This is a genomic window from Frankia sp. RB5 (assembly GCF_059816245.1).
The window spans coordinates 1-26,760 of record NZ_JCBATA010000063.1 but is presented as its reverse complement, the minus strand read 5'-3'; the positions used below and the strand labels follow the sequence as shown (position 1 = coordinate 26,760).

Below are 26,760 nucleotides of genomic sequence, written 5' to 3'. Positions count from 1 at the left end.
GGGCTCAGGAGCGGGCGGCCCGGTTGACGGCGCTCACGACGGCGCGCAGCGACGCCGTGACGATGTTCGGGTCGATGCCGACGCCCCAGAAGACCCGGTCGTCGACCGCGACCTCCAGGTACGCCGCGGCCCGGGCGTCCGCGCCCGAGCCCAGCGCGTGCTCGTTGTAGTCCAGGATGCGCACGGACAGCCCGCGCGCCGCCAGCGCCGCCACGAAGGCGTCGATCGGCCCGTTGCCGACCCCGATGAGCACGGAGTCCTCGCCGTGCACCCGCACCGAGACCGAGACCTCGTCCCGCTCCCCCGACGCGGCGGTCGTGCGCGAGCCCAGCAGTTCCAGCGGCCCGGCCGTCTCCGCGCCGTCCAGGAAGTACTCAGCACGGAAGATCCGCCACAGCTCATCGGCGGTGACCTCGCCACCCTCGGAGTCGGTGTGGCGCTGTACGACGCCGGAGAACTCGATCTGCAGCCGACGCGGCAGGTCCAGCGCGTGCTCCGACTTCAGCAGGTACGCCACCCCGCCCTTGCCGGACTGGCTGTTCACCCGGATCACGGCCTCGTACGTACGCCCGACGTCCTTCGGGTCGATCGGCAGGTAAGGCACTTCCCAGAGCGTCTGCCCGGTGCGCTCCATCGCCTCGAAGCCCTTCTTGATGGCGTCCTGGTGCGAGCCGGAGAAGGCGGTGTAGACGAGGTCGCCACCGTAGGGGTGGCGAGGGTGCACGGGCAGCTGGTTGCAGTACTCCACCGCGCGGCGCACGCCGTCGATGTCCGAGAAGTCGATCATCGGGTCGATGCCCTGGGAGAACAGGTTCAGCCCCAGGGTGACCAGACAGACGTTGCCGGTGCGCTCGCCGTTGCCGAACAGGCAGCCCTCCACCCGGTCGGCGCCGGCCAGGACGCCCAGCTCGGCGGCGGCGACCGCGCAGCCCCGGTCGTTGTGCGGGTGCAGCGACAGGATGACGGCGTCGCGCCGGGTCAGGTTCCGCCCGACCCACTCGATCTGGTCGGCGTAGACGTTCGGCGTCGACATCTCCACCGTGGCCGGCAGGTTCAGCACCACCGGGCGCTGCGCGGTCGGCTGCCAGACGTCCATGACCGCCTCGCACACCTCGACGGCGTAGTCCAGCTCGGTGCCGGTGAACGACTCGGGGCTGTACTGCCAGCGCACGTCCGTGCCGTCCAGCAGCTTCTCGGCGTACTGGGCGCACCAGCGCGCGCCCTGCACGGCGATCTCGGTGACACCGGCGCGGTCCAGCCCGAACACGACCCGGCGCTGCAGCGTCGACGTCGAGTTGTACAGGTGGATCAGCGCCCGGTCGGACCCGACCAGCGAAGCGGCGGTGCGCTCGATCAGCTCCTCGCGCGCCTGGGTCAGCACCTGGATGACGACGTCATCCGGGATGCGGTCCTCCTCGATCAGCTGCCGGACGAAGTCGAAGTCGGTCTGGCTCGCCGCCGGGAAGCCGACCTCGATCTCCTTGTAGCCCATCGCGACCAGCAGCTCGAACATCTGCAGCTTGCGCGCGGGGGTCATCGGGTCGATCAGCGCCTGGTTGCCGTCGCGCAGATCGACGCTGCACCACTGGGGGGCGCGGGTGATGGTCTGCCCCGGCCAGGTGCGGTCCGGCAGCGGCACGGGCGTGAAGGCCCGGTACTTCTCGATCGGCATGCCAGACGGCGCTTGCGTGCTCATGTACTCCTGCTCCCTCGAAAGAGCGTCCTACCGACGCTGGCGCACGGCGACCACCGCGACGAGGAAGCCAGCTGGATCAGGCCCCGCCGCGGCGGCTAAGGAGGAGAAGCGCACGCATCGCGGAACAACAGTACCTGATTTGCGTCACGTACCGATCGAGCCGACGATCCGGAACGGGCCGGAGCGCGGACGCAGGTCGTCGGTGCGGACCGTACAAGCGACGATGCGGGCACCGGCCTGCCAGCTCGGCTCGGACGGGTAGATGGCGCCCACGACGTGGTGCGGGGTCGCGTCGATGGCGCCGGCGAAGTCCCGCAAGGCGCCCGCACAGCGGTCCTGCGCGGCCTGCGCGACGGTGGACGCGCCGGGCCAGCGGGTGAACACCGGGTCGAGGTCGACCAGCCGGGTGACCTCGTCGATGTGCGGACGATCACAGCTGACCCGGACCGGCGCGACCGGGGTCAGCACGCTGGCCGTGGACGCGTCGTAGGGCTTCCACGTCAGGCAGTCGCCGCGGCGCAGGGCCGCCAGCAGCGCCGGCGTGACCGCGTAGCCCGCGGGCGGCTCGGCCAGGCTGCCACCGCCGAGCGCCGACATGGCCGTCGGCGAGCCGCCCGGCGAGGCCGCCAAGGCCCCCAGCCGGGCGGCGGTGCCGACCCCGCCGCGGGTCGCGGTCTGCCGCAGCGCCACCACGGTGATCGTGATCATGCCGACGACGATGGCCACGAACGTGACCATCCGCGCGATCCGCCGGGAGCGCCGCGGCAGCCAGGGCGGCGCCACCAGCCGGTGCAGCATGCCGGGCAGACCCCGCGGCGCGGGCACGACCGGCCGGCCGCGCTCGGCCGCGGACGGCTCGAGGAATCGGGCTCCGCGGACGAATCGCTCATCCAGGCGAAGCCCCTCGAACGGGTCCTGATGCCGCGACGCCATGCTTGCCACGGTAAACCCGACACGCAGACCGTGGGACTATTCCGTGCGGATGCTGACCGCCCGAGCATACGAGGCACCGATGATCTTGGAGATGTCGGCGAGGATGTCCGGGGCGACCGCGTCGTCGAGGGACAGCGACATCAGTGCCTCGCCCCCGGCCTCCAGCCGGCTCACCTGCGCACTGGCGATGTTGATGCTCGCCTCACCCAGCAGCGCGCCGACCGCGCCGACGATGCCCGGCCGGTCCTCGTAGCGGAAGAAGGCCAGGTGGTCCTCCGGTCGGATGTCGACCTCGAACCCGTCGATCGCGGTGATCTTCTCCACCTGCCGCGACCCCACCAGCGTGCCGCTGACCGACACCGGAGTGCCATCGGCGAGCACGCCGCGCACGGTCACCAGGTTGCGGTAGTCGGGGCTGTCCTCGAGGGTCTCCAGCGCCACCTCGACGCCCCGCTCCTTGGCCAGCAGCGGCGCGTTGACGTAGGTGACCTGCTCCTCGATGACGTCGGTGAACACGCCCTTGAGCACGGCGAGCTGGAGCACCGACACGTCGTGGGCGGCGATCTCCCCGCGCACCTCGACCGTGAGGGCCGCCGCGAGCCCGCCGGCGAGCCCGGTGAACAGCTGCCCCAGCTTCTCCGCGAGCGGCAGCCCGGGCCGGACCTCCTCGGCGACGACGCCACCGGCCTGCACGTTGACGGCGTCCGGCACGAACTCGCCCTGCAGCGCGAGGCGCACCGACCGGGCGACGGCGAGGCCCGCCTTGTCCTGCGCCTCCTGCGTGGACGCGCCGAGGTGCGGCGTGACGACCACGTTGTCGAGCCCGAACAGCGGCGACGCGGTAGTCGGCTCGGTGACGAACACGTCGATGCCGGCCCCGCCGACCTGCCCGGACGCGACCGCCTCAGCCAGCGCCGCCTCGTCGACGAGCCCGCCGCGGGCCGCGTTCACGATGATGACGCCGCGCTTGGTGCGGGCGAGCTGCTCGGCCCCGATGAGGCCGAGCGTCTCCGGCGTCTTGGGCAGGTGGATGGTGATGGCGTCGCTGCGGCGCAGCAGCTCGTCGAGGTCGACGAGGGTGACGCCGAGCTGCGAGGCGCGGGCCACCGACACGTACGGGTCGTAGGCGAGCACCTTCATGCCGAAGGCGGCGAGGCGCTGCGCCACCAGGATGCCGATGCGGCCGAGGCCGACGACGCCGAGCGTCTTCTCGACCAGCTCGACGCCGGTGTACTTCGAGCGCTTCCACTCGCCGCCGCGCAGCGACTGGTTGGCCGCCGGCACCCGGCGGGCGACCGCGAGCAGCAGCGCGATCGCGTGCTCCGCCGCGCTGACGATGTTCGAGGTGGGCGCGTTGACGACCATGACACCGCGCTGGGTGGCGGCGGCGACGTCGACGTTGTCCAGCCCGATGCCGGCCCGGGCGACGACCTTGAGTCGCCCGGCGGCCGCGAGCGCCTCGGCATCGATCTTCGTCGCCGAGCGGATGAGTACGGCGTCGACGTCGGCGAGCGCGGGTAGCAGAGCCGACCGGTCGGCTCCGTCGACGTAGCGAAGCTCGAAGTCCCCGGACAGCACCTCCAGCCCGGCCGGCGACAGCTCCTCGGCAACGAGTACGACGGGCACAGGACCTCTCCTACCTCTGGGGATTCCTACGTCTGGGGATGTGCGGGCGGGCCCAGCCTACGCGGGCCCGCCGCCACTTTTCCGTCGTGTTACGGCGTCCTAGCGGGCGATCCAGGACATCATCGGGCGCAGCTTGGCACCGACCTGCTCGATCGGGTGCTGCTTGCCCTCCTCGACGAGCTTGGTGAAGTTCGGACGGCCGTTGTCGTCCTCGGCGACCCACTCGCGAGCGAACCTGCCGTCCTGGATCTCGTCCAGGATCTTGCGCATCTCGGCCTTCACCGCCGGCGTGATGACCCGCGGGCCGCGGGTGACGTCGCCGTACTCGGCGGTGTCGGAGATGGAGTACCGCATCTGCGAGATGCCGCCCTCGTACATGAGGTCGACGATGAGCTTGAGCTCGTGCAGGCACTCGAAGTACGCGACCTCGGGGGTGTAGCCCGCCTCGACCAGCGTCTCGAAGCCGGCCTGGACCAGCGCGCTCGCGCCGCCGCACAGCACGGCCTGCTCGCCGAACAGGTCGGTCTCGGTCTCCTCGGTGAACGTGGTGCGCAGCGCGCCCGCGCGGGTGCCACCGATGCCCTTGGCGTAGGCGAGCGCGAGGGCCAGCGCGCCCCCGGTCGCGTCGTTCTCGACGGCGACGAGACAGGGCACCCCCTTGCCCTCCTCGAACACGCGGCGCACCAGGTGGCCTGGCCCCTTCGGCGCGACCATGAACACGTCGACGCCGGCCGGCGGCTCGATGAGGTCGTAGCGGATGTTGAAGCCGTGCCCGAACGCCAGCGCCTTGCCGTCGGTCAGGTGCGGGGCGATGGACTCGGCGTAGATCTTTCGGTGCGTCGTGTCCGGGGTGAGCAGCATGATGATGTCGGCCTCGGCGGACGCCTCGGCCGGGGTGAGCACCCGCAGGCCCTCCTCGGCGGCCTTCTGCCGGCTCCGGCTCTCCGCCGGCAGGCCGACGCGCACGTCCACGCCGCTGTCGCGCAGGTTGAGCGCGTGCGCGTGACCCTGGCTGCCGTACCCGATGACAGCGACCTTGCGGCCGGCCAGCACGTCAAGCGACGCGTCATCGTCGTAGTAGATCTCGACCATTGTGGGGGTCTTCTCCTTGTATGTGTTCAGGCGGATCGTTCGACGGCGCGCAGGCTGCGATCGGTGATCGACCGCGAGCCGCGGCCGAGCGCCACCATGCCGGACTGCACCAGCTCCCGAATCCCGAAGGGTTCCAGCATCCGGATGAGCGCGTCCAGCTTGTCGCGGGTGCCTGTCGCCTCGATCGTGACGGCGTCCTGGGCGACATCGACAACCTTGGCACGGAACAGCGCGACGGTCTCCAGCACCTGGGACCGCACCGCCAGGTCCGCGCGCACCTTGACCAGCATCAGCTCGCGCTGCACCGAGACGGACGTGTCCATCTCGACGATCTTCAGCACGTTCACCAGCTTGTTCAGCTGCTTGGTGACCTGCTCGAGCGGCAGGTCCTCGACGGCGACCACGATCGTCATCCGGGACACGTCCGGATGCTCGGTCGGGCCGACCGCGAGCGACTCGATGTTGAATCCGCGCCGGGAGAACAGCCCCGACACCCGGGCCAGCACGCCGGGCTTGTTCTCCACCAGGACGGACAGGGTGTGGTGGGTCATCAGAGGTTCACCTCGGCGTCGCCGGAGTAGTCGAAGTCGGGGGCGATGTCACGGGCGACGCGGATGTCGTCGTTGCTCGCGCCGGCGGCGACCATCGGCCAGACCATCGCGTCCGGATGCACGACGAAGTCGATGACCACCGGCGCGTCGTCGATCGCCATGGCCTTCTCGATCGTCTCGTCGATCTCGCCCGCCGCCTCGCAGCGCAGGCCCACACAACCCAGCGCCTCGGCGAGGCGGACGAAGTCCGGCACCCGCTTGACCCCGGTGCGCGGCGACGCCGGATGCGTGCCGAGCTCGGTGTTGGAGTACCGCTTGTCGTAGAACAGCGTCTGCCACTGCCGCACCATGCCCAGCGACCCGTTGTTGATGACCGCCACCTTGATCGGGATTCCCTCGAGGGCGCAGGTGGCGAGTTCCTGGTTGGTCATCTGGAAACAGCCATCCCCGTCGATCGCCCAGACGGTCGTGTCCGGACGACCCACCTTGGCACCCATCGCGGCCGGCACGGCGTAACCCATCGTTCCCGCACCGCCGGAGTTCAGCCAGGTGTAGGGGTTCTCGTACGAGATGAACTGCGCCGCCCACATCTGATGCTGCCCGACCCCGGCCGCGAAGATCGCCTCCGGTCCGGCGATCTTCCCGATGCGCTCGATGACCTGCTGGGGCGCGAGCGACCCGTCGGCCGGCTGGTCGTAGCCCAGCGGATAGGTGCGCCGCCACCCGTCCAGCGTGTGCCACCAGGCAGCGAGGTCCGGCTTCTCCTCGGTGGCCAGCACCGCGATCAGCTCATTGATCACCTCACGGCAGTCGCCGACGATCGGCACGTCCGCCGCCCGGTTCTTGCCGATCTCGGCCGGATCGATGTCCGCGTGGATGATGGCGGCGCCCCGCGCGAACGACGACAGCCGCCCGGTGACCCGATCATCGAAGCGGGCGCCGAGGGTGATGAGCAGGTCCGCCTTCTGCAGCGCCGTCACCGCGGCCACCGACCCGTGCATCCCCGGCATGCCCAGATGCTGCGGATGCGAGTCGGGGAACGCCCCCCGTGCCATCAGCGTGGTGACGACCGGGATGCCCGTCATCTCCGCGAGCGTCCGCAGCTCCGCCGCCGCCCGCGCCTTGAGCACGCCGCCGCCGACATAGAGCACCGGCCGGCGGCTCTGCGAGATCATCCGCGCCGCCTCCCGCACCTGCTTGCCGTGCGGCCGGGTCACCGGCCGGTAGCCCGGCAGGTCCAGCGACGGCGGCCACACCTCGTGCGGCAGCACCGCCGTGACCGCCTGCAGCACGTCCTTGGGCAGGTCGACGAGCACCGGCCCCGGCCGCCCGGTGCCCGCGAGGTGGAACGCCTCGGCGATCGTGCGCGGGATGTCGTCGGCGGAGTGGACGAGGAAGTTGTGCTTGGTGATCGGCAGCGTGATGCCGCAGATGTCCGCCTCCTGAAAGGCGTCCGTGCCGATCGCGGCGCTGGGGACCTGCCCGGTGATGGCGACCATCGGCACCGAGTCCATGTAGGCGTCGGCGATCGGCGTCACCAGGTTCGTCGCGCCCGGGCCGGACGTCGCCATGCAGACCCCGACCCGACCGGTGGCCTGGGCGTATCCCTCGGCCGCATGGCCGGCGCCCTGCTCGTGGCGGACGAGGATGTGCCGCACCCGGGTCGAGTCGAACAGCGGGTCGTAGGCGGGCAGGATCGCACCGCCCGGGATGCCGAAGACCACGTCGGCTCCGACCGCTTCGAGGGAGTGGACGAGCGACTGGGCTCCGGTGATCTCTCGTGTCATCTGGGCGTCTTCCTTGACGGGGTGCGGGCACGAAAAAGCCCCTCGTGCCTAGGGCACTGAGGGGCGGCGCACGGGGTCGAGGTCGTCGACTACGCGCGCTCTGAACGTACAAGAATCTGACGGTGCACAGACCTACCGTGCCAGGACTGCCCGTCCCACGTCAAGCAACTCAGCGGTTGGCGTCGAGCGCGCCGAGGAAGCGCGCCGCGATCGGAGCCGCGGTCTCGGCGCCGAAGCCGCCGTCCTCGACCACGACCGCGAAGGCGACGTCGCCCCGGTAGCCGACGAACCAGGCGTGGGTCGGCGGTGGGTTGCCGTCGGTGTACTCGGCCGTCCCCGTCTTGCCGTACACCTCGCCGGGCATCGGAACGGTCGCGGCCGTGCCCTCGGTGACGACGGCCCGCATGAAGTCCCGCAGCGGCGGGAGCACCGCGGGCGGGATCGCATTGCTGCGCGCCGGCCCGCCCTCGACGAACGGCTGACGCCAGGTGCCGCTCGCGACCGCCGCCGCCACGCTCGCCATCTGCAGCGGCGACGCCTCGATGCGCGCCTGCCCGATCGCCGCCGAGGCGGATTCGGCCCCGTCGCGCGGAGTGGGGAAACTACCGCCGAAGCTGGCGATGTCCAGCGGCGCACCGCCGTCGAATCCGTACAGCGCGGCGGCCTTCTCCAGCGCACCCTTCGGCAGCGACTCCTCCAGCTGGATGAAGGCGGTGTTGCAGCTCTTGGCGAACGCGGTGCGCAACGGAATCGGGCCGAACTGCTCCGCCTCGGCGTTCTGGAACGTCCGCCCGTCCACGCTGATGTTCTGGGTGCAGTTCAGCGACGTGTTCGGCGACTTCCCGTTCATCAGCGCCGCCGTCGCCGTGATGATTTTGAACGTGGATCCCGGCGGGTACTTGCCGCGCACCGCCCGGCTCGCCCCGCTCGGCGGATGGTTTGCCAGCGCCAGCACGCCCCCGGTGCGCGTGTCGATGGCGACCATCGCCGCCGTCGGCCGGGCCGCCGTAGCCAGCGCCTCCTCCGCCGCCTGCTGAACACGCAGGTCAAGGGTCGTGCTTACCGCCTTGCCATCGGTCATCGGATAGGCGTGCAGCGTCTGCACGGTCTTGCCCCGCGCGTCCTGGACGACGACGGCGCCGCCCTGGGGCCGCAGCTGGCTGTCGTACACCCGCTCCAGGCCCGACAACGGCCCGGTCCGCCCGACGAGGTTGCTCGCCAGGTCGCCGGAGTCGCGCAGCGGCCGCCCGTCGGCGGAGAGGATCTGGCCGCGGTGGCCGGTGGACGCCGTGCGGTCGAGGTGTAGCCCCGGCCGCAGCGCCGGATGCACGGCCGCCGACTCCGCCCGCACCTTCCACCCGTGCTCCGTCGACGTCAGGTGCAGCACACCGGCGTACTCCAGCGGTGTCGGCAACCCCGACAGGCTGAGCCTCGCCACATAGGGCGCGGTCGCCGCGGAGCCCTTGCGCTCGATCGATCCCGGGGCGAACGACGCTCCGGTGACAAGCAGCTTGTCGCGAACCTGCGCCATCGTGGTCAACAGGTCCGGCACACTGATGCCGCCCGGCGTGCTCCCGCCCGGCACACTCGCCGCCGCCACCGCGACCCGACCGACCTTGTCACCCTGAGTAGCCGCTCCGGGTGCGGTCGCCATCGTCCGCCAGGCCGCGAGGTACGCCGCCGCCGCGGTCCGCACCCGCCCGTCGGCCGCCCGCTGGTCAGCCCGGTCCTTCAGGACATAGCCGACACCACTCCCCGCGGCCAGCACGACGACGACCACCACAGCGATGATCATCCGTTGCCGGCCGCGACCGCGACGCCTGGACGTCGACGCGGTGAATCCGGACGGTGTGAGGGGCACGACGACCCCCCTCCCCTCGATGACGCCAACCCGATCGGACGCTCACCTTACGAAGGCCCCCGGCACCGCGCATCCGACGCGCCGCTCGTCGGCGGCAACTCGACACGCGGGTCGGATACGGAAGGAGAACGTGGTCCTCTCGGGCCCATGCCACACCACTACGACTGAGCCCCCCAGCTCAGGCGCGACAAATCGCCCGGCGACCCCAGATCACCCTATCCGCCTGCCAGGCCTCAGGGAGTGTCGGGATTCGGTCAGGAGGCGCCGAGGCGTTCCAGCAGGAGACCGCGGACGGTGGCGGCGTCGGCCTGGCCCTTCATCGCCTTCATCACGGCGCCGACCAGCGGGCCGACGGCGTTCAGCTTGCCGCCGCGGACCTTCTCGGCGATGTCGGGGGCGCCGGCGATGGCGGCGTCGACCGCGGCGGTGAGCGCGCCGTCGTCCGCGACCACGGCGAGTCCGCGCCCGGCGACGACCTCGTCGGGTGTGCCCTCGCCGGCCAGCACTCCGTCGATCACCTTGCGGGCGAGCGCGTCGGTGAGTTCGCCGCCGGCGACCAGCACGGTGATCCGGGCGACGTCGGCCGGCGAGATCGCCAGCTCGGCGGCCGGCACTCCGGCGTCCGACGCCTGCCGGGCCAGCTCGTTGAGCCACCACTTGCGCGCGGCCGGCGGCGTGGCGCCGGCGGCCACCGTCTCCTCGACCAGGTCGAGGACGCCGGCGTTGCGCAGGTCGGTGAGGTCGCGCGCCGTGTAACCGTGCTCGGCGATGAGCCGGGCCCGCCGCGCGGCCGGCAGCTCGGGCAGACCGGCGCGCAGCTCGTCGACGAACTCCGTCGACAGCGCGAGCGGCGTGAGATCAGGCTCGGGGAAGTACCGGTAGTCGGTCGCCTCCTCCTTCGAGCGACCGGCCGACGTGCGTCCGGACGCCTCGTCGAAGTGCCGGGTCTCCTGGATGATCCGCTCGCCGTCGTCGAGCAGCGCCGCCTGGCGGGTGATCTCGTAGCGCACCGCACGCTCGACGGAGCGCAGCGAGTTGAGGTTCTTCGTCTCCGTCCGCGTCCCGAACGGCGCCTCGGGCTCCCCCGCGGCCGGGCGCCGCCGCAGCGAGACGTTCGCGTCGCAGCGCAGCGAGCCCTGCTCCATCCGCACGTCGGAGACACCGAGGGCGCGGATCAGTTCGCGCAGCTCGTCGACGTACGCCCGCGCCACCTCCGGCGAGCGCACATCCGGCTCGGTGACGATCTCGACCAGCGGGATGCCTGCGCGGTTGTAGTCGACGAGCGAGTGGGTGGCACCGTGGATGCGACCGGTGGCGCCACCGACATGCAGCGACTTGCCGGTGTCCTCCTCCATGTGCACCCGGGTGATGCCGACCCGGTGGACCTCGCCGTCGACCTCGACGTCGAGCCAGCCGTTCGTGCACAGCGGCTCGTCGTACTGGCTGATCTGGAAGTTCTTCGGCATGTCCGGGTAGAAGTAGTTCTTCCGGGCGAACCGGCACCAGGACGCGATGTCGCAGTGCAGCGCGAGGCCGATCATCACGGCGTAGCGGACCGCCGCCTCGTTGACGACGGGCAGCGAGCCGGGCAGGCCGAGGCACACCGGGCAGACCTGGGCGTTCGGCTCGGCGCCGAACGCCGTCGCGCAGCCGCAGAACATCTTCGACACGGTGCCGAGCTCGACATGCGTCTCCAGGCCGATCACGGGCTCGTAGCGGGCCACGGCATCGGCGAAGGAGGGCAGAGCCAGAGCCGCAGTGCTGCTCACCGGTGGTTCTCCTCATGTGGGGGCGGAGCCGAGCGGGTATCACGGACGTGTACGAAGGTGAGGAACACCGCCGCCGGCAGGCCGATCACACCCCAGACAATCAGGATCGGGCTGACCGTCGCGATCCCGAGGCCGAGCACCACCACGGTGAGCGCCCAGACCACGACGACGAGGACACGATCCTGCCGCCCGCTGCGCAGTCTCACAGCGACCTCACACTCACAGCGCCGGTGCCTCGGCGACCAGCGGATGGCCGCGGCGGGCGTCGAGCGCCTCCTCGAGCGCACCGCCGACCAGGTACAGCCGGTCGTCGGCGAACGGCGGCGCCATGATCTGGATGCCGACCGGCAGCCCGTCCACCAGACCCGCGGGCAGGCTCATCGCCGGCCCACCGGCCAGGTTCGACGGAATCGTGCACAGGTCCGACAGGTACATCGCGACCGGATCGTCGACCTTGGAGCCGAGCGGGAACGCGGGCGTCGGCGTCGTCGGCGAGACCAGCACATCGACCCGCTCGAACGCCGCCGCGAAGTCCCGGCTGATCAGCGTGCGCACCTTCTGCGCCTGGCCGTAGTAGGCGTCGTAGTAACCGGACGACAGCGCGTACGTTCCGAGGATCACGCGCCGCTTCACCTCGGGGCCGAAGCCCGCCTCGCGGGTGCGGCTCATGACCTCCTCGGCGCCGGCCTGGCCGTCGTCCCCGAGACGCAGCCCGAAGCGCATCGCGTCGAACCGGGCGAGGTTCGACGAGCACTCGCTCGGCGCGATCAGGTAGTAGGCCGCCAGCGCGTACTGGAAGTGCGGGCAGCTCACCTCGACCACCTCGGCGCCGAGTTCGGTCAGCGCCTCGACGGCCGCGGCGAACGCGGCCTCGACCCCGGGGTCGTAGCCCTCCCCCGCGAGCTCGCGCACCACGCCCACCCGCAGCCCGCGCACGTCGCGCCGCCCGGCCGCCTCCACCACCGGCGGCACCGGCACGTCGACGCTGGTCGAGTCCAGCGGATCATGCCCGGCGATCGCCGCGTGCAGCAGCGCCGCGTCGGTGACGGTCCGGGCCAGCGGACCAGCCTGGTCGAGCGAGCTGGAGAACGCGACCAGCCCGTAGCGGCTCACCCCGCCGTAGGTCGGCTTCACCCCGACCAGCCCGCAGACCGCCGCCGGCTGGCGGATCGAGCCGCCCGTGTCGGTGCCGATCGCCAGCGGCGCCTCGAACGCGGCGACCGCCGCCGCGGACCCGCCGCTCGAGCCACCGGGGATGCGGGTGGTGTCCCACGGGTTGCGCGTCGGCCCGTACGCCGAGTTCTCCGTGGACGACCCCATCGCGAACTCGTCCATGTTGACCTTGCCGAGCACGACGACGTCCGCCGCCCGCAGCCGGCTGACCACGGTGGCGTCGTACGGCGCGTGCCAGCCCTCGAGAATCCTGCTGCCGCAGGTCGTCGGCATGTCGCGGGCGGTCAGCACGTCCTTGAGCGCGAGCGGGACGCCGGCGAGCGGGCCGAGTGCCTCCCCGGCGGCGCGCCGCTCGTCGACGGACCGGGCCGCAGCGAGCGCGCCCTCGGCATCGACATGCAGAAACGCGTGGATGGTGTCGTCGACCTTGGCGATCCGGTCGAGCGCCGCCTGCGTCGCCTCGACGGCGGACAGCTCGCCCGCGGCGATCGCGGCCGCGGTGGCCGCGGCCGTCAGGCGCACAACGTCGGGGAATGTCGGGTGGTCGGTCATGCGGGCGGAGACCTCACTCGTCCGGATCAAGGATGCGGGGCACCCGGAAGCGGCCATCCTCGGCGGCCGGGGCGCCGGCCAGGGCCTCCGCGGCGGGCAGCGACGGACGGGCGACGTCCGGGCGGAACACGTTCGTCAGCGGCACCGCGTGGCTGGTCGGCGGGATGTCCGCCGCCGCGACCTCCGCGACCCGGGCGACCGCCGACAGGATCGCCTCAAGCTGCGGCGCGAGCGCGTCGAGCTCGTCGTCGGTCACCGACATCCGCGACAGCCGGGCGAGATGGGCTACCTCGTCCCGCGTGATCCCCATGGCGTCCTGCTCCTTCACTGGCAATGCACACTGGCGGTGCACACTGGCGGTGCGCGCCTCGCCGCGTCCCCGTGCTGTCATCGTACGGGCCGGCGCGCGACATCTCGGCGTGACCGATCGGCTATGCCCGCGACACGCTCGCTGTGCATGCTCAACTACATGTCGTACCTGATGCGCGTCGTCCTCCCGGACCGCCCGGGGACCCTCGGAGCGGTCGCCACCGCCCTGGGCAGCGCCGGTATCGACATCCTGAGCGTCACCGTCGTCGAACGCGGTCCGGTCGGCGCCGTCGACGACCTGCTCGTGGTGCTACCGCCCGGCGGACTCGCCGATCGGGCTCTGAGCGCCGCCCAGTCCGTCCCCGGCGTGATCGTCGAATCGCTGCGCCCCTTCCTGGCGGACGGTGTAGGGGTGACAGGCGACCTGGACCTCGCCGACGCGCTGGCCGAACGGCCCGCCGACGCCGCGGCCATCCTCACCGAACTCGCGCCCTGCGTGTTCAACGCCGACTGGGCGGTGCTGCTGGAACAGGTCGACGCCGGCGACGTCCGGGTACGGGAGACCTCCGTCGGCGCCCCGACCCTCGGCGGGGATGACCTCGGCGTGCCGGAGCGGGTCCGCCTCGCCCCACGCTGGATGCCGCTCGCCCAAGCCCGCCCGATCGGCGCCCACGAGGACGGCTTCCCACCCCGCTGGCAGGCCGTCGAGATGGCCCTGGCCGCGGCCCCCGTCGGCCACGACCACCTGGTGATTCTCCTCGGCCGACCCGGTGGTCCCGCCTTCCGCGCCGCCGAGATCGAGCGGCTGGCTCACCTCGCCGGCATCGCCGCCAGCCTCGCCGGCCGCCGACCCTGACCTCCGGCGAGCCCGCCCCCGCGGCGACACCACCCCGAGACGCCGGGCGGCACGCCGGGCAGCGGCATCAGGCGTCGGGATCGGCGACGGCGGGATCGGCGACGGCGGGATCGGCGTCGATAGGGGCGGCTGCTTCTCGGGCGGCGTCGGCGCCGCGGTCGAGCAGGAGGGCGAAGCCGGTGTCGTCGAGGACCGGGACACCGAGACTGCGGGCCTTGTCGTACTTGGCGGCGCCGGGATCCGCGCCGACCACGACAAAGGTCGTCTTCTTGCTCACCGAGCCGGTGACCTTGCCGCCGCGGGTCTGCACCGCCTCGGTCGCGCGGTCGCGGCTCCACGGCTCAGGCAGCGTGCCGGTGATCACCACGGTGACGCCGTCGAGCGGGCGGGGGCCCTCGTCGGCGCCGGCGTCGGCGAGGGACGCGCCGCCGGCGGCGATGCGGGCGACGATGTCGCGGTGCCGCTCGTCGGCGAACCAGTCGACCACCGCGTTCGCGATCTTCGGCCCGACGCCGTCGACCGCGGCGAGGGTCTCGGCGGGGGCGGCGGCGATCGCGTCCAGGGAGCGCAGCTCACGGGCGAGCGCCCGGGCCGCCGTCGGCCCGACGTGGCGGATGGACAGGCCGACCAGCAGGCGCCACAGCGGCCGGTGCCGGCCGTCCTCGACGCCGCGCAGGATCTGGTCGATCTTCTTCTGGGCGAAGCCGCGCAGGCCCTCGAACGACTCGGGCGTCAGGTGGAACACGTCGCCGATGTCGCGGACCCGGCCGGCCTCCAGCAGGGCGGTGGCCGTCTCGTAGCCGAGGCCGTCGATGTCCAGTGCGTCGCGCGAGGCGAGGTGGAAGATCGACTCGCGCAGCTGCGCCGGGCAGGCGTAGGTGTTCGGGCAGCGGATGTCGACTTCGCCCTCGGGGCGCACCAGCTCGGTGCCGCACTCGGGGCAGTGGGTGGGCATGACGAACGCCCGCTCGGTGCCGTCGCGCAGGTCCACGACCGGGCCGACGATCTCGGGGATGACGTCGCCGGCCTTGCGCAGCACGACCGTGTCGCCGATGAGCACGCCCTTGCGGCCGACCTCGTCGATGTTGTGCAGGGTGGCGAGACCGACCGTGGAGCCGGCGACCAGCACGGGTTCCAGCTCGCCGAACGGCGTCACCCGGCCGGTGCGCCCGACGTTGACCCGGATGTCGCGCAGCTTCGTGGTGACCTCCTCCGGCGGGTACTTGAACGCGACCGCCCAGCGTGGCGCCTTCGACGTCGAGCCGAGCCGGCGCTGCAGCGGGAAGGAGTCGACCTTGACGACGACGCCGTCGATCTCGTGCTCGACGTCGTGGCGGGCGTCGCCCCAGCGGTGGATGTAGCCGAGCACCTCGGGGATGGTCGCCACGACCTCGAAGCGGTGGGACACGGGCAGGCCGAGCTCGGCGAGGCGGGCGTACGCGCCGGACTGGGAGTCCACGTCGAAGCCGCGGTGCGCACCCAGACCGTGGACGATCATGTCGAGGGGGCGGCCGGCGGTGACCCGCGGGTCCTTCTGGCGCAGGGAGCCGGCGGCGGCGTTGCGCGGGTTGGCGAACGGCTTGCCGCCGGCCTCGACCAGGGATGCGTTGAGCTCGGCGAACTTCGCCGTCGGGAAGAACACCTCGCCGCGGACCTCCAGCAGCTCGGGCACCGCGGTGCCGCGCAGCCGGGTCGGAACGCTCGACAGCGTGCGGATGTTCGGGGTGATGTCCTCCCCCGTCCGGCCGTCGCCGCGGGTCGCCGCGCGGACCAGGCGGCCGTCCTCGTAGACGAGGTCCACGGCCAGGCCGTCGATCTTCAGCTCGCACAGCCAGGCGTCGACCTCGCTCTCCCGGGCCGCGCGCGCGGACCAGGCGTGGAACTCGTCGTCGTCGAAGACGTTGTCGAGCGAGAGCAGCCGCTCAAGGTGTTCCACCGGGGTGAACAGTGTGGAGAAGGACCCCGCCACCTTCTGCGTCGGCGAGTCGGGGGTGCGCAGGTCGGGGTGGCGTTCCTCGAGCGCGGTCAGTTCGCGCATCAGCTGGTCGTACTCGGCGTCGGAGACCGTCGGCGCGTCGAGCACGTAGTAGCGGTAGGCGTGCTCCTCGAGCTCGCGGGCGAGGTCGGTAGCCCGCGCCCGCTCGGCTGGGCTGGCCGATCCGGGGGGGCTGGCCGATTCAGTCATCAGATTTGCGCCGTGGATACTCCGGCCTTCAGGCCGGGGAGGAAACGGCGCGCCACGCTGGAACGCACGGGGGGATCCTTTCTGTAGAATGAGCGCATATCCCGCTACCGCCTCGATCCGACGCCTGGCCAGATCGCCGGGCTTGACGAGCACTGCGGGCATGCGCGATTCGTGTGGAACCTTGCGGTCGAACAGCAGTCGTGGTGGACGCCTTTCCGGGGAAAATCCCCGAACCATCTGGAACGGTGTCGGCAGTTGACCGCCGCGCGCGCCGAGTTCGATTGGCTGCGGGCCGGGTCGCAGACCGTGCAGCAGCAGGCGCTGCGGGACTTCGACCAGTCTCTGCGGAACTTCTTCAACGGTTCGCACCGGCGTCCGACCTATCGGAAACGAGGTCAGTCCGAAGGCTTCCAGGTTGTGGGGAAAAACGCCCGGGTCGAAAAGCTGAACCGGCGATGGTCGCACTGTTGGGTACCGAAAGTCGGCTGGGTGAAGTTCCGTGTCTCGCGCCGCGTCCCTGACTTCAGGTCCTACCGGGTGACCCGTGACCGTGCGGGCCGCTGGCATGTGGCGTTCGCCGCCGTGCCCGCGCCGATCGACGCACCCGGTACCGGTGGGGTCGTCGGGGTGGACCGGGGTGTGGCGGTGTCCGCGGCCCTGTCGACGGGCGAGCTGCTGCGCTGCCCCGGGCTGCGACCCGCCGAGGCCAGCCGGCTCCGCCGGCTGCAACGCCGGCTCGCGCGGGCCACGCGGGGCAGTAACCGGCGCACCCGGCTGACAGGCCAGATCGCCCGGGTGAAAGCCCGGGAGGCCGACCGGCGTAAGGACTGGGTGGAGAAGACCTCCACCGATCTCGCCCGCCGGTACGACCTGATCCGCGTCGAGGATGTGAACATTCGGGGTATGACCCGGTCGGCGCGCGGGACCGTCGAAGCGCCGGGCCGAAACGTGCGGCAGAAAGCCGGGCTGAACCGGGGTATCCTCGCCAATGGCTGGGGACAGCTCGTCCAACGCCTGGAACAGAAAGCCCCCGGCCGGGTCGAGAAGATCCCGGCCGCCTACACGTCTCAGCGTTGCTCGGCCTGCGGGCATACGGCGCCCGGGAACCGCGAGAGCCAAGCGGTCTTCTGGTGCGCGGTCTGCGGGCACACGGCCAACGCCGACGTGAACGCAGCAGTGAACATCGCCGCAGGACGTGCGGTGACCGCGCGGGGAGGCGCGGTGTTGACCGCGCCGATGAACCGCGAACCTCAACATTGCGCACCCCCTCTGGTGGGTGTGTAGGAGTTGGAATCCCCCGCCTTCACTTCAGGCGGGGGAGGACGTCAAGCCGGCGCGTCCACGAGTTCGCGGGCGGCGCGACGGCAGTGGCGCAGGATCGCCCTGGCCTCGTCCGCGCCGAATCCGGCCAGGCCACACGCGGGTGACACGGCGACCACCTCCCCGAGCTGTTCGGGCCGCAATCCCAGCCGGCTCCACAGTGCCCTGACCGGCTCGACAGTACGGCGGACGTCCGACAGGTCCGGGGAGGCGACCGCGTCCGGGGAGGCGGTGGGCACCAGCCCGGCGACCAGCCGGCCGCCGGACTCGACGAACTCGCCGACCGAATCGTCATCGTCCCTGGTCAGCAGGGCTACGTCGAGGCCGACGAAGTCCATCCCGGCGGTGCGCAGGGACGTCAGCGGCACGTTCGGGGCGCAGCAGTGGGCGCCGATCCCGGCGACGGCGGACGCCGAGCGCACCTCGTCCACGAGCGCGTGCAGCCGCGCCTGCGCCAGGCCCTCCTCGACCGGGGGCAGCACCGAGAAGCCGCTGGGGGTACGCACGCGGCCGGCCAGCACCGCGGGCAGTGACGGCTCGTCGAGCTGGAGGAGCAGGCGGGCGCCCGGCACGCGGCGGGCGAGGTCGCGCAGGTGCTCGACCAGGCCGGCCGTCAGCGCCTCGGCGATGTCGCGGGTCGCGCCCACGTCGGACAGGGCCTTGTGGCCGCGGGGCAGTTCGAGCTGCGCGGCGAGAGTCCACGGGCCGGTGACGGCCACCTTGAACGGGCCGGCGTAGCCGGCGGCGGTGTCGGCGAGCGCGTCGAGGTCGCGTTCGAGCAGGTCGCGGGCGCGGCGCAGGTCCAGGCCCGGCCGGGGCACGAGCCGCCAGCCGGCGGGCTGCAGGTCGACGGGCAGGTCGAGCAGGATCGCGCCGGCCCGGCCGAGCATCGACGCGCCCGGCCCGCGGGCGGGCAGCTCCGGCAGGTGCGGCAGGTCGGGCAGCTCGTCGAACACCAGCTTCTGGGCCCACACCGCGTCGGTGCCGGGCAGCGAGCCAACGCCGGTCGCCGCACCCGCGGGCCAGCAGTCATCACAGGTCACCCGGCCATCATCCCGTGACACCTGCCTATCCAGTGGCGAGGATGTGCCCTGCGCCGAGGACGCGGTCGCCGTCGTAGAGGACGACGGCCTGGCCGGGCGCGGTGCCCCGCACCGGGGAGCCCAGGGTGATGACCAGCTCGTCGCCGTGGGCCTGCGCCCGGGCCGGGACGACGCCGCCGTGCGCGCGCACCTGCGCCTCGCAGGCGACCACCCCTTCGTGTGGCCAGGCCGCGCGGTCAGCGACCAGCCGCCAGACGTCCAGCGCCTCGGCGGAGCCGACGGTGACCGTCGAGGTCACCGGGGAGATGTCGAGGACGTAGCGGGGGCGGCCGTCCGGTGCCGGGCGTTCGAGGCCGAGGCCGCGGCGCTGGCCGACGGTGAAGGCGAACGCGCCGTCGTGTTCGCCCAGCGTCTGGCCGGTGTCGGCGTCGACGATGGGGCCGGGGCGGGAGCCGAGCCGGTCGCGCAGCCAGCCGCCGGTGTCGCCGCCCGAGATGAAGCAGATGTCGTGACTGTCCGGCTTGTCGGCGACGGCCAGGCCCCGCTCGGCGGCCTCGCGGCGCACCTGCGCCTTCGTCGAGTCGCCGAGGGGGAAGCGGGCGGCGGCGAGCTGCTCGGGGCGCAGCGTCCCCAGCACGTAGGACTGGTCCTTGGCCGGGTCGACGGAGCGGCGCAGGGTGCCGTCCGGGTCGAGGCGGGCGTGATGGCCGGTGACGACGGCGTCGAAGCCGAGGGCGAGGGCCCGGTCGAGGACGGCGGCGAACTTGATCCGCTCGTTGCAACGCACGCACGGGTTCGGCGTGCGGCCCTGGGCGTACGACTCGACGAACTCGTCGATGACGTCAGCCTCGAACCGCTCGGCGAGATCCCACACGTAGAAGGGGATGTCGAGCACGTCGGCGGCGCGGCGGGCGTCGCGCGCGTCCTCCAGCGTGCAGCAGCCGCGGGCGCCGGTGCGATCCGACTCCGGTGAGCGCGACAGCGCCAGGTGCACCCCGGTGACGTCGTGGCCGGCCTCGACGGCACGCGCGGCGGCGACCGCGGAGTCGACCCCGCCGGACATCGCGGCGAGCACGCGCATCAGACCGTCACCCCCGCGCGGCTGGCTCGTTCCACCACCGGGCCGATTGCCTCGACGAGCGCGTCCACGTCGGCGGCCCGTGAGGTGTGACCGAGGGAGAAACGCAGCGAGGAGCGGGCGTGCTCGTCACTGGCCCCCATCGCCAGCAGCACGTGCGAGGGCCTCGCCACCCCCGCCGAGCAGGCCGAACCGGTGGAGCACTCGATGCCGCGCGCGTCGAGCAGCATGAGCAGCGAGTCGCCCTCGCAGCCGGGGAAGGTCAGGTGGGCGTTGCCGGGCAGGCGGCGGGGGGCTCCGGGCGGCCCGGCGAGGGGCGCGCCGTTGAGGATCGCCCCGGGCACCTCGTGCTGGACGCGGCGGACCAGGTCGTCGCGCAGCGCGGCGAGACGCGCGCTCTCACGGGGCAGGTGCTCGCAGGCGGCGGTGGCCGCCGCGGCGAACGCGGCCGCCCCGGCGGTGTTCAGGGTGCCGGACCGGATGTCACGCTCCTGGCCACCACCGTGCGTGAGTGGCTGCAGGACCAGGCCGCGGCGCACGACCAGCGCACCCACGCCGACCGGGCCGCCGACCTTGTGCGCGGAGATGGTGATCGCGTCCGGCGCGTCCTCGCCGGTGGCGATCCCGCTGGCGTTCACGGTGACCGGGAGCTGACCGAAGGCCTGCACCGCGTCGGTGTGGAAGGGCACGCCGTGCCGATGCGCGACGCCAGCGAGGGCGGCCACCGGCTGGACCGTACCGACCTCGCTGTTCGCCCACATCACGGAGACGACGGCGACGGAGTCGGGGTCGCGGGCGAGGGCGGCCTCGAGGGTCTCCGGGTGCACGGTGCCGGCGGCGTCGACCTCGAGCAGCTCCACCTCGGCGCCCTGCGCGGCGCTCAGCCAGGCGACCGTGTCGAGGACGGCGCGGTGCTCCACGGCGCTGACCAGGATCCGGCGCCGCGCCGGCTCGGCCGCCCGGCGCGCCCAGAACAGCCCCTTCAGGGCGAGGTTGTCGCTCTCCGTGCCGCCGCCGGTGAACACGACATCCGACGGACGGGCGCCCAGCAGACCGGCCAGCACCTCGCGGGACTCCTCGACGACGCGGCGAGCCCGGCGCCCGCTGGCGTGCAACGACGAGGCATTGCCCGCGACGGCGCCGCTCGCGGTCAGCGCGGCGAGCGCCTCCGGGCGCATCGGCGTCGTCGCCGCGTGGTCGAGATAGGTCACACCGTAGAGGGTAGCCTCGCGCGCCGGGTGGGCAGCAGTGGATCGAGGCTGCCGTGGGACAGGCAACCAGTCCAGACGCCCGCGCAGTAGGCGGCGTCGTCGGCGACGCGCAGCAGCACATAGGGCAGCAGGCCCACGTCCGGGCGCTCGGCCCACCAGTCGCCGACCAGCGGTGCCGCCGCGGCGGCGAGCACCAGCCGGCCGGGGGCGCCGGCGCAGGCCAGCGGGATCAGCCAGACGCGCCGCGCGGTCTCGGCGGCGGCGCGCAGGCCATGGCCACGGCCCCGCGCGGTCAGCGCGAGCGCGACGAGCGCGGGCCGCTCGACCCGCTCCAGCCGCCGCGCGAGGCGCTGCACCGTCCGCCCGGTGGACGCGACGGCCACCACGAGCCCAGCCAGCCCAGCCAGTCGGGCCGGGCGGGTTCGCGCGGCGAGCAGGGCGGCGATGGTCACGGTAGCCGCGGCGCCGCGGGCCGGGCGCAGCGCGCCGGGGTGGCGCCGGGCCAGCGCCGCCGCCGAGCGCCCGTAGCCGTGCCGCTGGCGGGCCCACGCCCACCAGGACCCACGCGGCTCGTGCCCGACCACGGCCGCCGGCTCGTAGCGGACGGTGTGCCCGGCGGCGACGAGCCGCCAGACCAGGTCGACGTCCTCGCCGTAGCGCAGCGCCGGGTCGAAGGCGACCAGCCGGCGGCGGATGACCAGGGCCGCGGTCGGCACGTAGGACACCCGTGCGCCGGGCCGCACCGGCGCCGCCCGGGCGCCCAGGTCGAGCGGGGAGCGCGCCGCCTCGTAGCGGGCCCGCAGACCAGGGCGCCCGCCGGGCGGGACGGGAGAGGAGACCCGCGGCGCGGCGGCGGCGACCGCCGGATCGGCGAGGTGGGCGGCGAGACGCTCGAGCCAGTCACCGGTGGGACGCACGTCGCCGTCACAGAAGACGATCAGTTCGGTGCGGGCGGCCCGCGCGCCGGTGGTGCGGGCCGCGGCCGGTCCGCGCGGATGCGGATGGCGGATCACCCGGGCGCCGGCGGATGCGGCGGCCACGGCGGTGGCGTCGCGGGAGCCGTCGTCGACGACGATCACCTCGGCGCAGCGGGCGCGCAGCAGCGTCACCAGCGCGCCGATCCGGCGGGCCTCGTCGCGGGCGGGAACGACCGCCGTCAGCGCCGGCGCCGCTGTCCCTACTGCCCCTGCTGCCCCTGTCCCTGTCGCCGCGCCCGCGGACGCCGGTGGCAGGGGGTGCAGGAGGCCCGCGTCGGCGAGGCGGCGGGCCAGTGCGGCGGCCCCCGCGCCCGCGTCGCCGACCGGGCCGCCCGCACGCAGCCGGGCGAAGGCTCCGGCCCCGGCGGGTGACAGGGTCATCAGCCGCAGCGGCGAGCCGCCGAGCAGCACCTGGCCTTGGCCCTGGCCCTCGGCGGCGCGCAGGACGGCGAGGCCGGGATCGGGCCAGAGCCGGAAGAAGGCCGGCAGCGGGGTCAGGCGGCGGGTCATGCGGCGGGTCAGAAGTCGCCGGCGGCGCGGCGCAGGTCGGTGAGCAGGGCGATGAGCGTGCGCACTCCACCGTCGCCGAGGCCGGGGTCGGCGAAGACGGTGTCGTTGAGCGCCTTCGTGGCCGCCAGCGCCGTGGCCCGGCCCTCGTCGGTGATCTCGGCGAGGATCGCCCGCCGATCGGTGGGATGCGGGTTGCGGCGGACCTGACCGCGGGCCTCCAGCCGGTCGACCGCGCTGGTGATGCTGGTCGGATGGACCTGCAGCCGGCTGCCGATCTTGTTGAGCGGCAGCGCGCCGTGCCGCGAGAACATCAGAAGCATCAGCAGCTCATAGCGGGCGAAGGTCAGGTCGAGCGGGCGCAGCACCTCGTCGACCCGGGCGAGCATGATCTGCTGGGCCCGCATCAACGACGTCACCGCCGCCATGCCGTCCGCGACCGCGCCCCACCCGTGGGCCGTCCAGTGCCGGTGGGCCTCCGCTATCGGATCGGTGGGCAGCGGTTTGGGGGTGGCCACGGCTTCGGTCGCTCCTGCACGTCGAGGGACGTCTCCCGCCCGGCCGCCCGGCCGGGGACCGTCCCGACGACGGCCAGCGTCCATTGCACCCCAGGACGCCACGTGCAGGCAAAGACTCATGCGCACGCGGAGATTGCGGGGCGTGACCGATCACATGCATCTGTCGCCTCCGTCGCTTTCCGGCCGGATTCACACGTTGCGGCGATACTGACCACCGGCTTCGAAAAACGCGTTGGTGATCTGTCCGAGTGAGCAGACGCGGACCGCGTTCATCAACGCCGCGAAGACGTTTCCGGTGCCGGCCGCGGTCGCGCGCAGGTCCGCCAGTGCCGGCCCTGTCTCGGCGGCGTGCCGGCGGTGGAAGTCGGCGAGGCGGGCGAGCTGCGAGCTCTTCTCGCCCTCGGTGGCCCGGGCGAGTTCCTGCGGGCCACCCGTCTCGGCGGCCGCCGGGTCCGCGGCGAGAAACGTGTTGACACCGACGACCGGCAGGCTGCCGTCGTGCTTGCGCCGCTCGTAGAGCATGGACTCGTCCTGAATCCGACCGCGCTGGTAACCGGTCTCCATCGCGCCCAGCACCCCGCCCCGGTCGCTGATCCGCTCGAACTCGGCCAGCACCGCCTCCTCCACCAGATCGGTCAGCTCGTCGACGACGAACGACCCCTGCAGCGGATTCTCGTTCGCGGCGAGCCCCCATTCCTGGTCGATGACCCGCTGAATGGCGAGAGCGCGCCGGACGGAACCCTCGGTCGGGGTGGTGACGGCCTCGTCGTAGGCGTTCGTGTGCAGGCTGTTGCAGTTGTCGTAGACGGCGCACAGGGCCTGCAACGTCGTGCGGATGTCGTTGAACGCCATCTCCTGGGCGTGCAGTGACCGGCCGGACGTCTGCACGTGGTACTTGAGCATCTGGGAACGCGGCCCGGCGCCGTAGCGCTCCCGCATCGCCACCGCCCACACTCGCCGGGCGACCCGCCCGATGACGGTGTACTCCGCGTCCATCCCGTTGGAGAAGAAGAACGACAGGTTCGGGGCGAAGTCGTCGATGCGCATGCCGCGGGCCAGGTAGGCCTCGACGTAGGTGAATCCGTTCGCCAGGGTGAAGGCGAGCTGGGTGATGGGATTCGCACCGGCCTCGGCAATGTGATATCCGGAGATCGACACCGAATAGAAGTTGCGGACGTCGTGCCCGATGAACCACTCCTGCACGTCGGCCATCGCGCGCAGCGCGAACTCCGTCGAGAAGATGCAGGTGTTCTGGCCCTGGTCCTCCTTGAGGATGTCGGCCTGCACCGTGCCGCGGACGGTGGCGACGGTGTGCGCGGCGATGGTCGCGGCCTCGTCGGCGTCCGGTTCGCGGCCGTGCTCGCTGCGAAAGGCGTCGCGCCGCTGGTCGATCGCGGTGGTCAGGAACATGGCGAGGATCGCCGGCGCCGGGCCGTTGATCGTCATGGACACGCTGGTCGCCGGATCGCACAGGTCGAAGCCGTCGAACAGGGCCTTCATGTCGTCGAGAGTGGCGACCGACACTCCGGACGTGCCGACCTTGCCGTAGATGTCCGGCCGGGCCGCCGGGTCACGCCCGTAGAGCGTCACCGAGTCGAAGGCGGTGGACAGCCGGGTGGCGGGGGATCCGGCGGACAGCAGGTGGAAACGGCGGTTCGTCCGGAACGGGTCGCCCTCGCCGGCGAACATGCGCGCCGGCGCCTCCCCGGCACGCTTGAACGGATAGCAGCCGGCGGTGTAGGGGAAGACGCCCGGCAGGTTCTCCCGCCGCAGGAAGCGCAGCAGCCCGGCGGCGTCGTCGAGGCGGGGCAGCGCCACCCGGGAGACCTGGCTGCCAGCGAGCGTCGTGCGCCGCAGTGGGGTGCGGACCTCCTGGCCGCGCACCAGGTAGGTCAGCTCGTCGCCCTGGCGCTGCGCGACGGTGGCGGGCCACTCGGCCAGCAGGGAGCCCGCCCACGGCGCGAGCGCCGTGTCGGCCGCGTCTCGCAGCGCGGTGAGGGACCCCGCCTCCCCACCGGTGGCGCGCAGGGCGTCAAGTGCCGTCGTGAGGTGCTCGCGGCGGCGGGCGAGCAGCGCCTGGCGCTCCGTCTCGGCGTGGTAGCCGCGGACCGTCTCGGCGATCTCGGCCAGGTAGCGGGCGCGGGCGGCCGGGACGACCGGGGCGAGGTCGCGGGACACGCGCGTGCTGACCGTGGCCAGCTCTCCCGGCCCGACCCGCAGGCCGCGCGCCGCCAGCAGCCCGACGAGATGGTGGTACAGGGCTGTCACGCCGTCGTCGTGGAAGCGGGCGGCGGACGTGCCGAAGACCGGCATCTCCTCCCACGACTGGTCGAACGCCTCCCGGTTGCGCATCAGCTGGCGCGCGACATCGCGGCGCGCGTCCTGTGCCCCACGGCGCTCGAACTTGTTCACCGCGACGACGTCCGCGACCTCCAACATGTCGATCTTCTCCAGCTGGGAGGCGGCGCCGTACTCGGGTGTCATCACATACAGCGAGACCTCACAGTAGTCGACGATCGCCGCGTCGCCCTGCCCGATCCCAGGTGTCTCGACGATGACCAGGTCATAGCCGGCCAGGTGGCAGGCGGCGACCATGTCCCGCAGGTGCGCCGGGACCTCGCTGTCGGCCCGCCGGGTCGCCAGCGACCGGAAATAGGTGACGCACCCGTCGCCCTGGCCGAGGGCGTTCATCCGGATGCGGTCGCCGAGCAGCGCCCCGCCGCCGCGACGCCGGCTGGGATCGACGGCGAGCACGGCGATGCGCAGGTCCGTGCCCTGGTCGAGGCGGAAGCGCCGCAGCAGCTCGTCGGTCAGCGATGACTTGCCCGAACCGCCGGTGCCGGTGATGCCCAGCACGGGCATGGGTGGGCGCCGGTCGGCCTCCGCACGCAGCGCGGCGGCGAACTCCTCGACGTCGCGCCCGGCGGCGAGGACCGTGATGGCGCGGGCGAGTGCTCCCTGATCGCCGCTGGCGACCTCGTCCAGCTTCACACCATCGCCGGCGAGATCGACGTCGCAGTCTCGGATGATGGTGTTCACCATCGCGGCGAGCCCCAGCTCCTGGCCGTCGTGGGGAGAGAAGATCCGGCTGACTCCGCGGGACTGCAGCAGGTCGATCTCGGCCGGCACGATCACTCCGCCACCGCCACCGAAGACCCGCACGTGGCCAGCGTCGCGCTCACGCAGCCGATCCACCAGGTACGTGAAATACTCCACGTGCCCACCCTGGTACGAGGAGAGAGCCACGCCCTGCGCGTCCTCCTGTACCGCGGCGGTCACCACGTCCTCGACGCCCCGATCGTGACCGAGGTGGATGACCTCGGCGCCCTGGGCCTGCAGCAGGCGCCGCATGATGTTGATCGCCGCGTCATGCCCGTCGAACAGCGCTGCCGCCGTGACGATGCGGACCGGGTGATCTGGGACGTGCAGATCAGACGACATCGAAGCGGCTCCCCTCGGCCGATGTGTCACGTCCGATAGTAGGACGCCCATCTACCTGCAGCCACTCGGACCAGGAACCTGATCAAGGATGCGCCTGTCCGCACATACACGTAGGGTCGCTCCGACAATGTCGGAGCGACCCTACGTGTGTAAGTCCGGCGGCGTCCTACTCTCCCACACGGTCCCCCATGCAGTACCATCGGCGCTGAAGAGCTTAGCTTCCGGGTTCGGAATGAGACCGGGCGTTTCCCCTTCGCCAAAACCACCGAAACATC

At 72.5% G+C, this 26,760-nt stretch carries 19 protein-coding genes, 1 rRNA gene and 1 pseudogene; 2 read left to right on the top strand and 19 right to left on the bottom strand.

Annotation, left to right across the window (positions count from 1 at the left end; all coding sequences use genetic code 11):
- Positions 1–4 precede the first annotated feature (4 nt).
- The 11 genes and pseudogenes from leuA to gatC all read right to left on the bottom strand — a co-directional run bounded on the left by leuA (position 5) and on the right by gatC (position 13,350).
- Positions 5–1,696 carry a 2-isopropylmalate synthase gene (gene leuA / locus AC6EXY_RS26290; protein ID WP_101829843.1) on the bottom strand — a complete coding sequence of 564 codons (1,692 nt, stop codon included), beginning with the start codon at positions 1,694–1,696 and terminating at the stop codon, positions 5–7.
- 144 nt (positions 1,697–1,840) lie between these two features.
- Positions 1,841–2,629: a septum formation family protein gene (locus AC6EXY_RS26285; RefSeq protein ID WP_101829842.1), complete on the bottom strand. Its 789-nt coding sequence runs from the start codon at positions 2,627–2,629 to the stop codon at positions 1,841–1,843.
- A 36-nt stretch (positions 2,630–2,665) separates the two neighbouring features.
- Positions 2,666–4,255: a phosphoglycerate dehydrogenase gene (gene serA, locus AC6EXY_RS26280; protein WP_101829841.1), complete on the bottom strand. Its 1,590-nt coding sequence runs from the start codon at positions 4,253–4,255 to the stop codon at positions 2,666–2,668.
- 99 nt (positions 4,256–4,354) lie between these two features.
- Complete coding sequence (gene ilvC, locus AC6EXY_RS26275) at positions 4,355–5,347, bottom strand: ketol-acid reductoisomerase (RefSeq protein WP_101829840.1); 993 nt, start codon at positions 5,345–5,347, stop codon at positions 4,355–4,357.
- Between the two features lie 26 nt (positions 5,348–5,373).
- Positions 5,374–5,898, bottom strand: coding sequence for an acetolactate synthase small subunit (ilvN, locus tag AC6EXY_RS26270; protein WP_101829839.1), 525 nt, complete (start codon positions 5,896–5,898; stop codon positions 5,374–5,376).
- Positions 5,898–7,688: pseudogene (locus AC6EXY_RS26265) on the bottom strand (acetolactate synthase large subunit); the annotation flags it as partial. The gene ilvN and the pseudogene AC6EXY_RS26265, both read right to left, overlap by 1 nt.
- 166 nt (positions 7,689–7,854) lie before the next feature.
- Positions 7,855–9,546 (bottom strand): penicillin-binding transpeptidase domain-containing protein, encoded by a 1,692-nt coding sequence (locus AC6EXY_RS26260; RefSeq protein ID WP_101829837.1) that lies wholly within the window; start codon positions 9,544–9,546, stop codon positions 7,855–7,857.
- 254 nt (positions 9,547–9,800) lie between these two features.
- Positions 9,801–11,315: an Asp-tRNA(Asn)/Glu-tRNA(Gln) amidotransferase subunit GatB gene (gene gatB / locus AC6EXY_RS26255; RefSeq protein ID WP_101829836.1), complete on the bottom strand. Its 1,515-nt coding sequence runs from the start codon at positions 11,313–11,315 to the stop codon at positions 9,801–9,803.
- Positions 11,312–11,521 (bottom strand): hypothetical protein, encoded by a 210-nt coding sequence (locus AC6EXY_RS26250; protein WP_101829835.1) that lies wholly within the window; start codon positions 11,519–11,521, stop codon positions 11,312–11,314. Before AC6EXY_RS26250 ends, gatB begins: the two co-directional genes overlap by 4 nt.
- A 13-nt stretch (positions 11,522–11,534) precedes the next feature.
- On the bottom strand, positions 11,535–13,040 hold the full coding sequence (gene gatA / locus AC6EXY_RS26245) for an Asp-tRNA(Asn)/Glu-tRNA(Gln) amidotransferase subunit GatA (RefSeq protein ID WP_101829834.1): 1,506 nt from the start codon (positions 13,038–13,040) through the stop codon (positions 11,535–11,537).
- Positions 13,041–13,053: 13 nt separating this feature from the next.
- Positions 13,054–13,350: an Asp-tRNA(Asn)/Glu-tRNA(Gln) amidotransferase subunit GatC gene (gatC, locus tag AC6EXY_RS26240; RefSeq protein WP_101829833.1), complete on the bottom strand. Its 297-nt coding sequence runs from the start codon at positions 13,348–13,350 to the stop codon at positions 13,054–13,056.
- 147 nt (positions 13,351–13,497) lie between these two features.
- On the opposite strand from gatC, the gene AC6EXY_RS26235 reads away from it, so the two are divergent.
- Entirely contained in the window at positions 13,498–14,205 is a 708-nt protein-coding gene (locus AC6EXY_RS26235) for an ACT domain-containing protein (protein ID WP_101829873.1), read from the top strand.
- A gap of 67 nt (positions 14,206–14,272) precedes the next feature.
- On the opposite strand, the gene ligA is transcribed toward AC6EXY_RS26235, so the two are convergent.
- On the bottom strand, positions 14,273–16,390 hold the full coding sequence (gene ligA, locus AC6EXY_RS26230) for an NAD-dependent DNA ligase LigA (RefSeq protein ID WP_499818454.1): 2,118 nt from the start codon (positions 16,388–16,390) through the stop codon (positions 14,273–14,275).
- A gap of 96 nt (positions 16,391–16,486) precedes the next feature.
- Between ligA and AC6EXY_RS26225 the strand changes: the two genes are divergently transcribed.
- The gene (locus tag AC6EXY_RS26225) at positions 16,487–17,674 is read left to right on the top strand and encodes an RNA-guided endonuclease InsQ/TnpB family protein (protein ID WP_101829831.1); all 1,188 of its coding nucleotides are present in this window, start codon (positions 16,487–16,489) and stop codon (positions 17,672–17,674) included.
- A gap of 41 nt (positions 17,675–17,715) precedes the next feature.
- Here the strand turns inward: AC6EXY_RS26225 and AC6EXY_RS26220 are convergent, their stop codons facing one another.
- The 7 genes from AC6EXY_RS26220 to rrf all read right to left on the bottom strand — a co-directional run bounded on the left by AC6EXY_RS26220 (position 17,716) and on the right by rrf (position 26,755).
- The gene (locus AC6EXY_RS26220) at positions 17,716–18,753 is read right to left on the bottom strand and encodes a methionine synthase (RefSeq protein WP_207770113.1); all 1,038 of its coding nucleotides are present in this window, start codon (positions 18,751–18,753) and stop codon (positions 17,716–17,718) included.
- 25 nt (positions 18,754–18,778) lie between these two features.
- A complete protein-coding gene (gene mnmA, locus AC6EXY_RS26215) occupies positions 18,779–19,834 on the bottom strand; it encodes a tRNA 2-thiouridine(34) synthase MnmA (protein WP_499818455.1) in 1,056 nt (351 codons plus the stop codon).
- Positions 19,834–21,042, bottom strand: coding sequence for a cysteine desulfurase family protein (locus AC6EXY_RS26210; protein WP_101829828.1), 1,209 nt, complete (start codon positions 21,040–21,042; stop codon positions 19,834–19,836). Before AC6EXY_RS26210 ends, mnmA begins: the two co-directional genes overlap by 1 nt.
- Complete coding sequence (gene mftF, locus AC6EXY_RS26205; protein WP_101829827.1) at positions 21,039–22,529, bottom strand: mycofactocin biosynthesis glycosyltransferase MftF; 1,491 nt, start codon at positions 22,527–22,529, stop codon at positions 21,039–21,041. The genes AC6EXY_RS26210 and mftF overlap by 4 nt, the downstream gene beginning before the upstream one ends.
- Positions 22,530–22,537: 8 nt before the next feature.
- Entirely contained in the window at positions 22,538–23,044 is a 507-nt protein-coding gene (locus AC6EXY_RS26200) for a MarR family winged helix-turn-helix transcriptional regulator (RefSeq protein WP_101829826.1), read from the bottom strand.
- Between the two features lie 189 nt (positions 23,045–23,233).
- Positions 23,234–26,485, bottom strand: coding sequence for a fused isobutyryl-CoA mutase/GTPase IcmF (icmF, locus tag AC6EXY_RS26195; RefSeq protein WP_499818981.1), 3,252 nt, complete (start codon positions 26,483–26,485; stop codon positions 23,234–23,236).
- Between the two features lie 153 nt (positions 26,486–26,638).
- Positions 26,639–26,755: ribosomal RNA gene (gene rrf / locus AC6EXY_RS26190) — 5S ribosomal RNA — on the bottom strand.
- Between the last annotated feature and the right edge of the window lie 5 nt (positions 26,756–26,760).

What these genes read in the sequence shown, in the direction of transcription:
- leuA (WP_101829843.1), bottom strand. Translation starts at nt 1,696, where the DNA reads ATGAGCACGCAAGCGCCGTCTGGCATGCCGATCGAGAAGTACCGGGCC.
- AC6EXY_RS26285 (WP_101829842.1), bottom strand. Translation starts at nt 2,629, where the DNA reads ATGGCGTCGCGGCATCAGGACCCGTTCGAGGGGCTTCGCCTGGATGAG.
- ilvC (WP_101829840.1), bottom strand. Translation starts at nt 5,347, where the DNA reads ATGGTCGAGATCTACTACGACGATGACGCGTCGCTTGACGTGCTGGCC.
- ilvN (WP_101829839.1), bottom strand. Translation starts at nt 5,898, where the DNA reads ATGACCCACCACACCCTGTCCGTCCTGGTGGAGAACAAGCCCGGCGTG.
- gatA (WP_101829834.1), bottom strand. Translation starts at nt 13,040, where the DNA reads ATGACCGACCACCCGACATTCCCCGACGTTGTGCGCCTGACGGCCGCG.
- gatC (WP_101829833.1), bottom strand. Translation starts at nt 13,350, where the DNA reads ATGGGGATCACGCGGGACGAGGTAGCCCATCTCGCCCGGCTGTCGCGG.
- AC6EXY_RS26235 (WP_101829873.1), top strand. Translation starts at nt 13,498, where the DNA reads ATGCTCAACTACATGTCGTACCTGATGCGCGTCGTCCTCCCGGACCGC.
- ligA (WP_499818454.1), bottom strand. Translation starts at nt 16,390, where the DNA reads ATGACTGAATCGGCCAGCCCCCCCGGATCGGCCAGCCCAGCCGAGCGG.
- mnmA (WP_499818455.1), bottom strand. Translation starts at nt 19,834, where the DNA reads ATGCGCGTGCTCGCCGCGATGTCCGGCGGGGTCGACTCCGCGGTCGCC.
- mftF (WP_101829827.1), bottom strand. Translation starts at nt 22,529, where the DNA reads ATGACCCGCCGCCTGACCCCGCTGCCGGCCTTCTTCCGGCTCTGGCCC.
- icmF (WP_499818981.1), bottom strand. Translation starts at nt 26,485, where the DNA reads ATGTCGTCTGATCTGCACGTCCCAGATCACCCGGTCCGCATCGTCACG.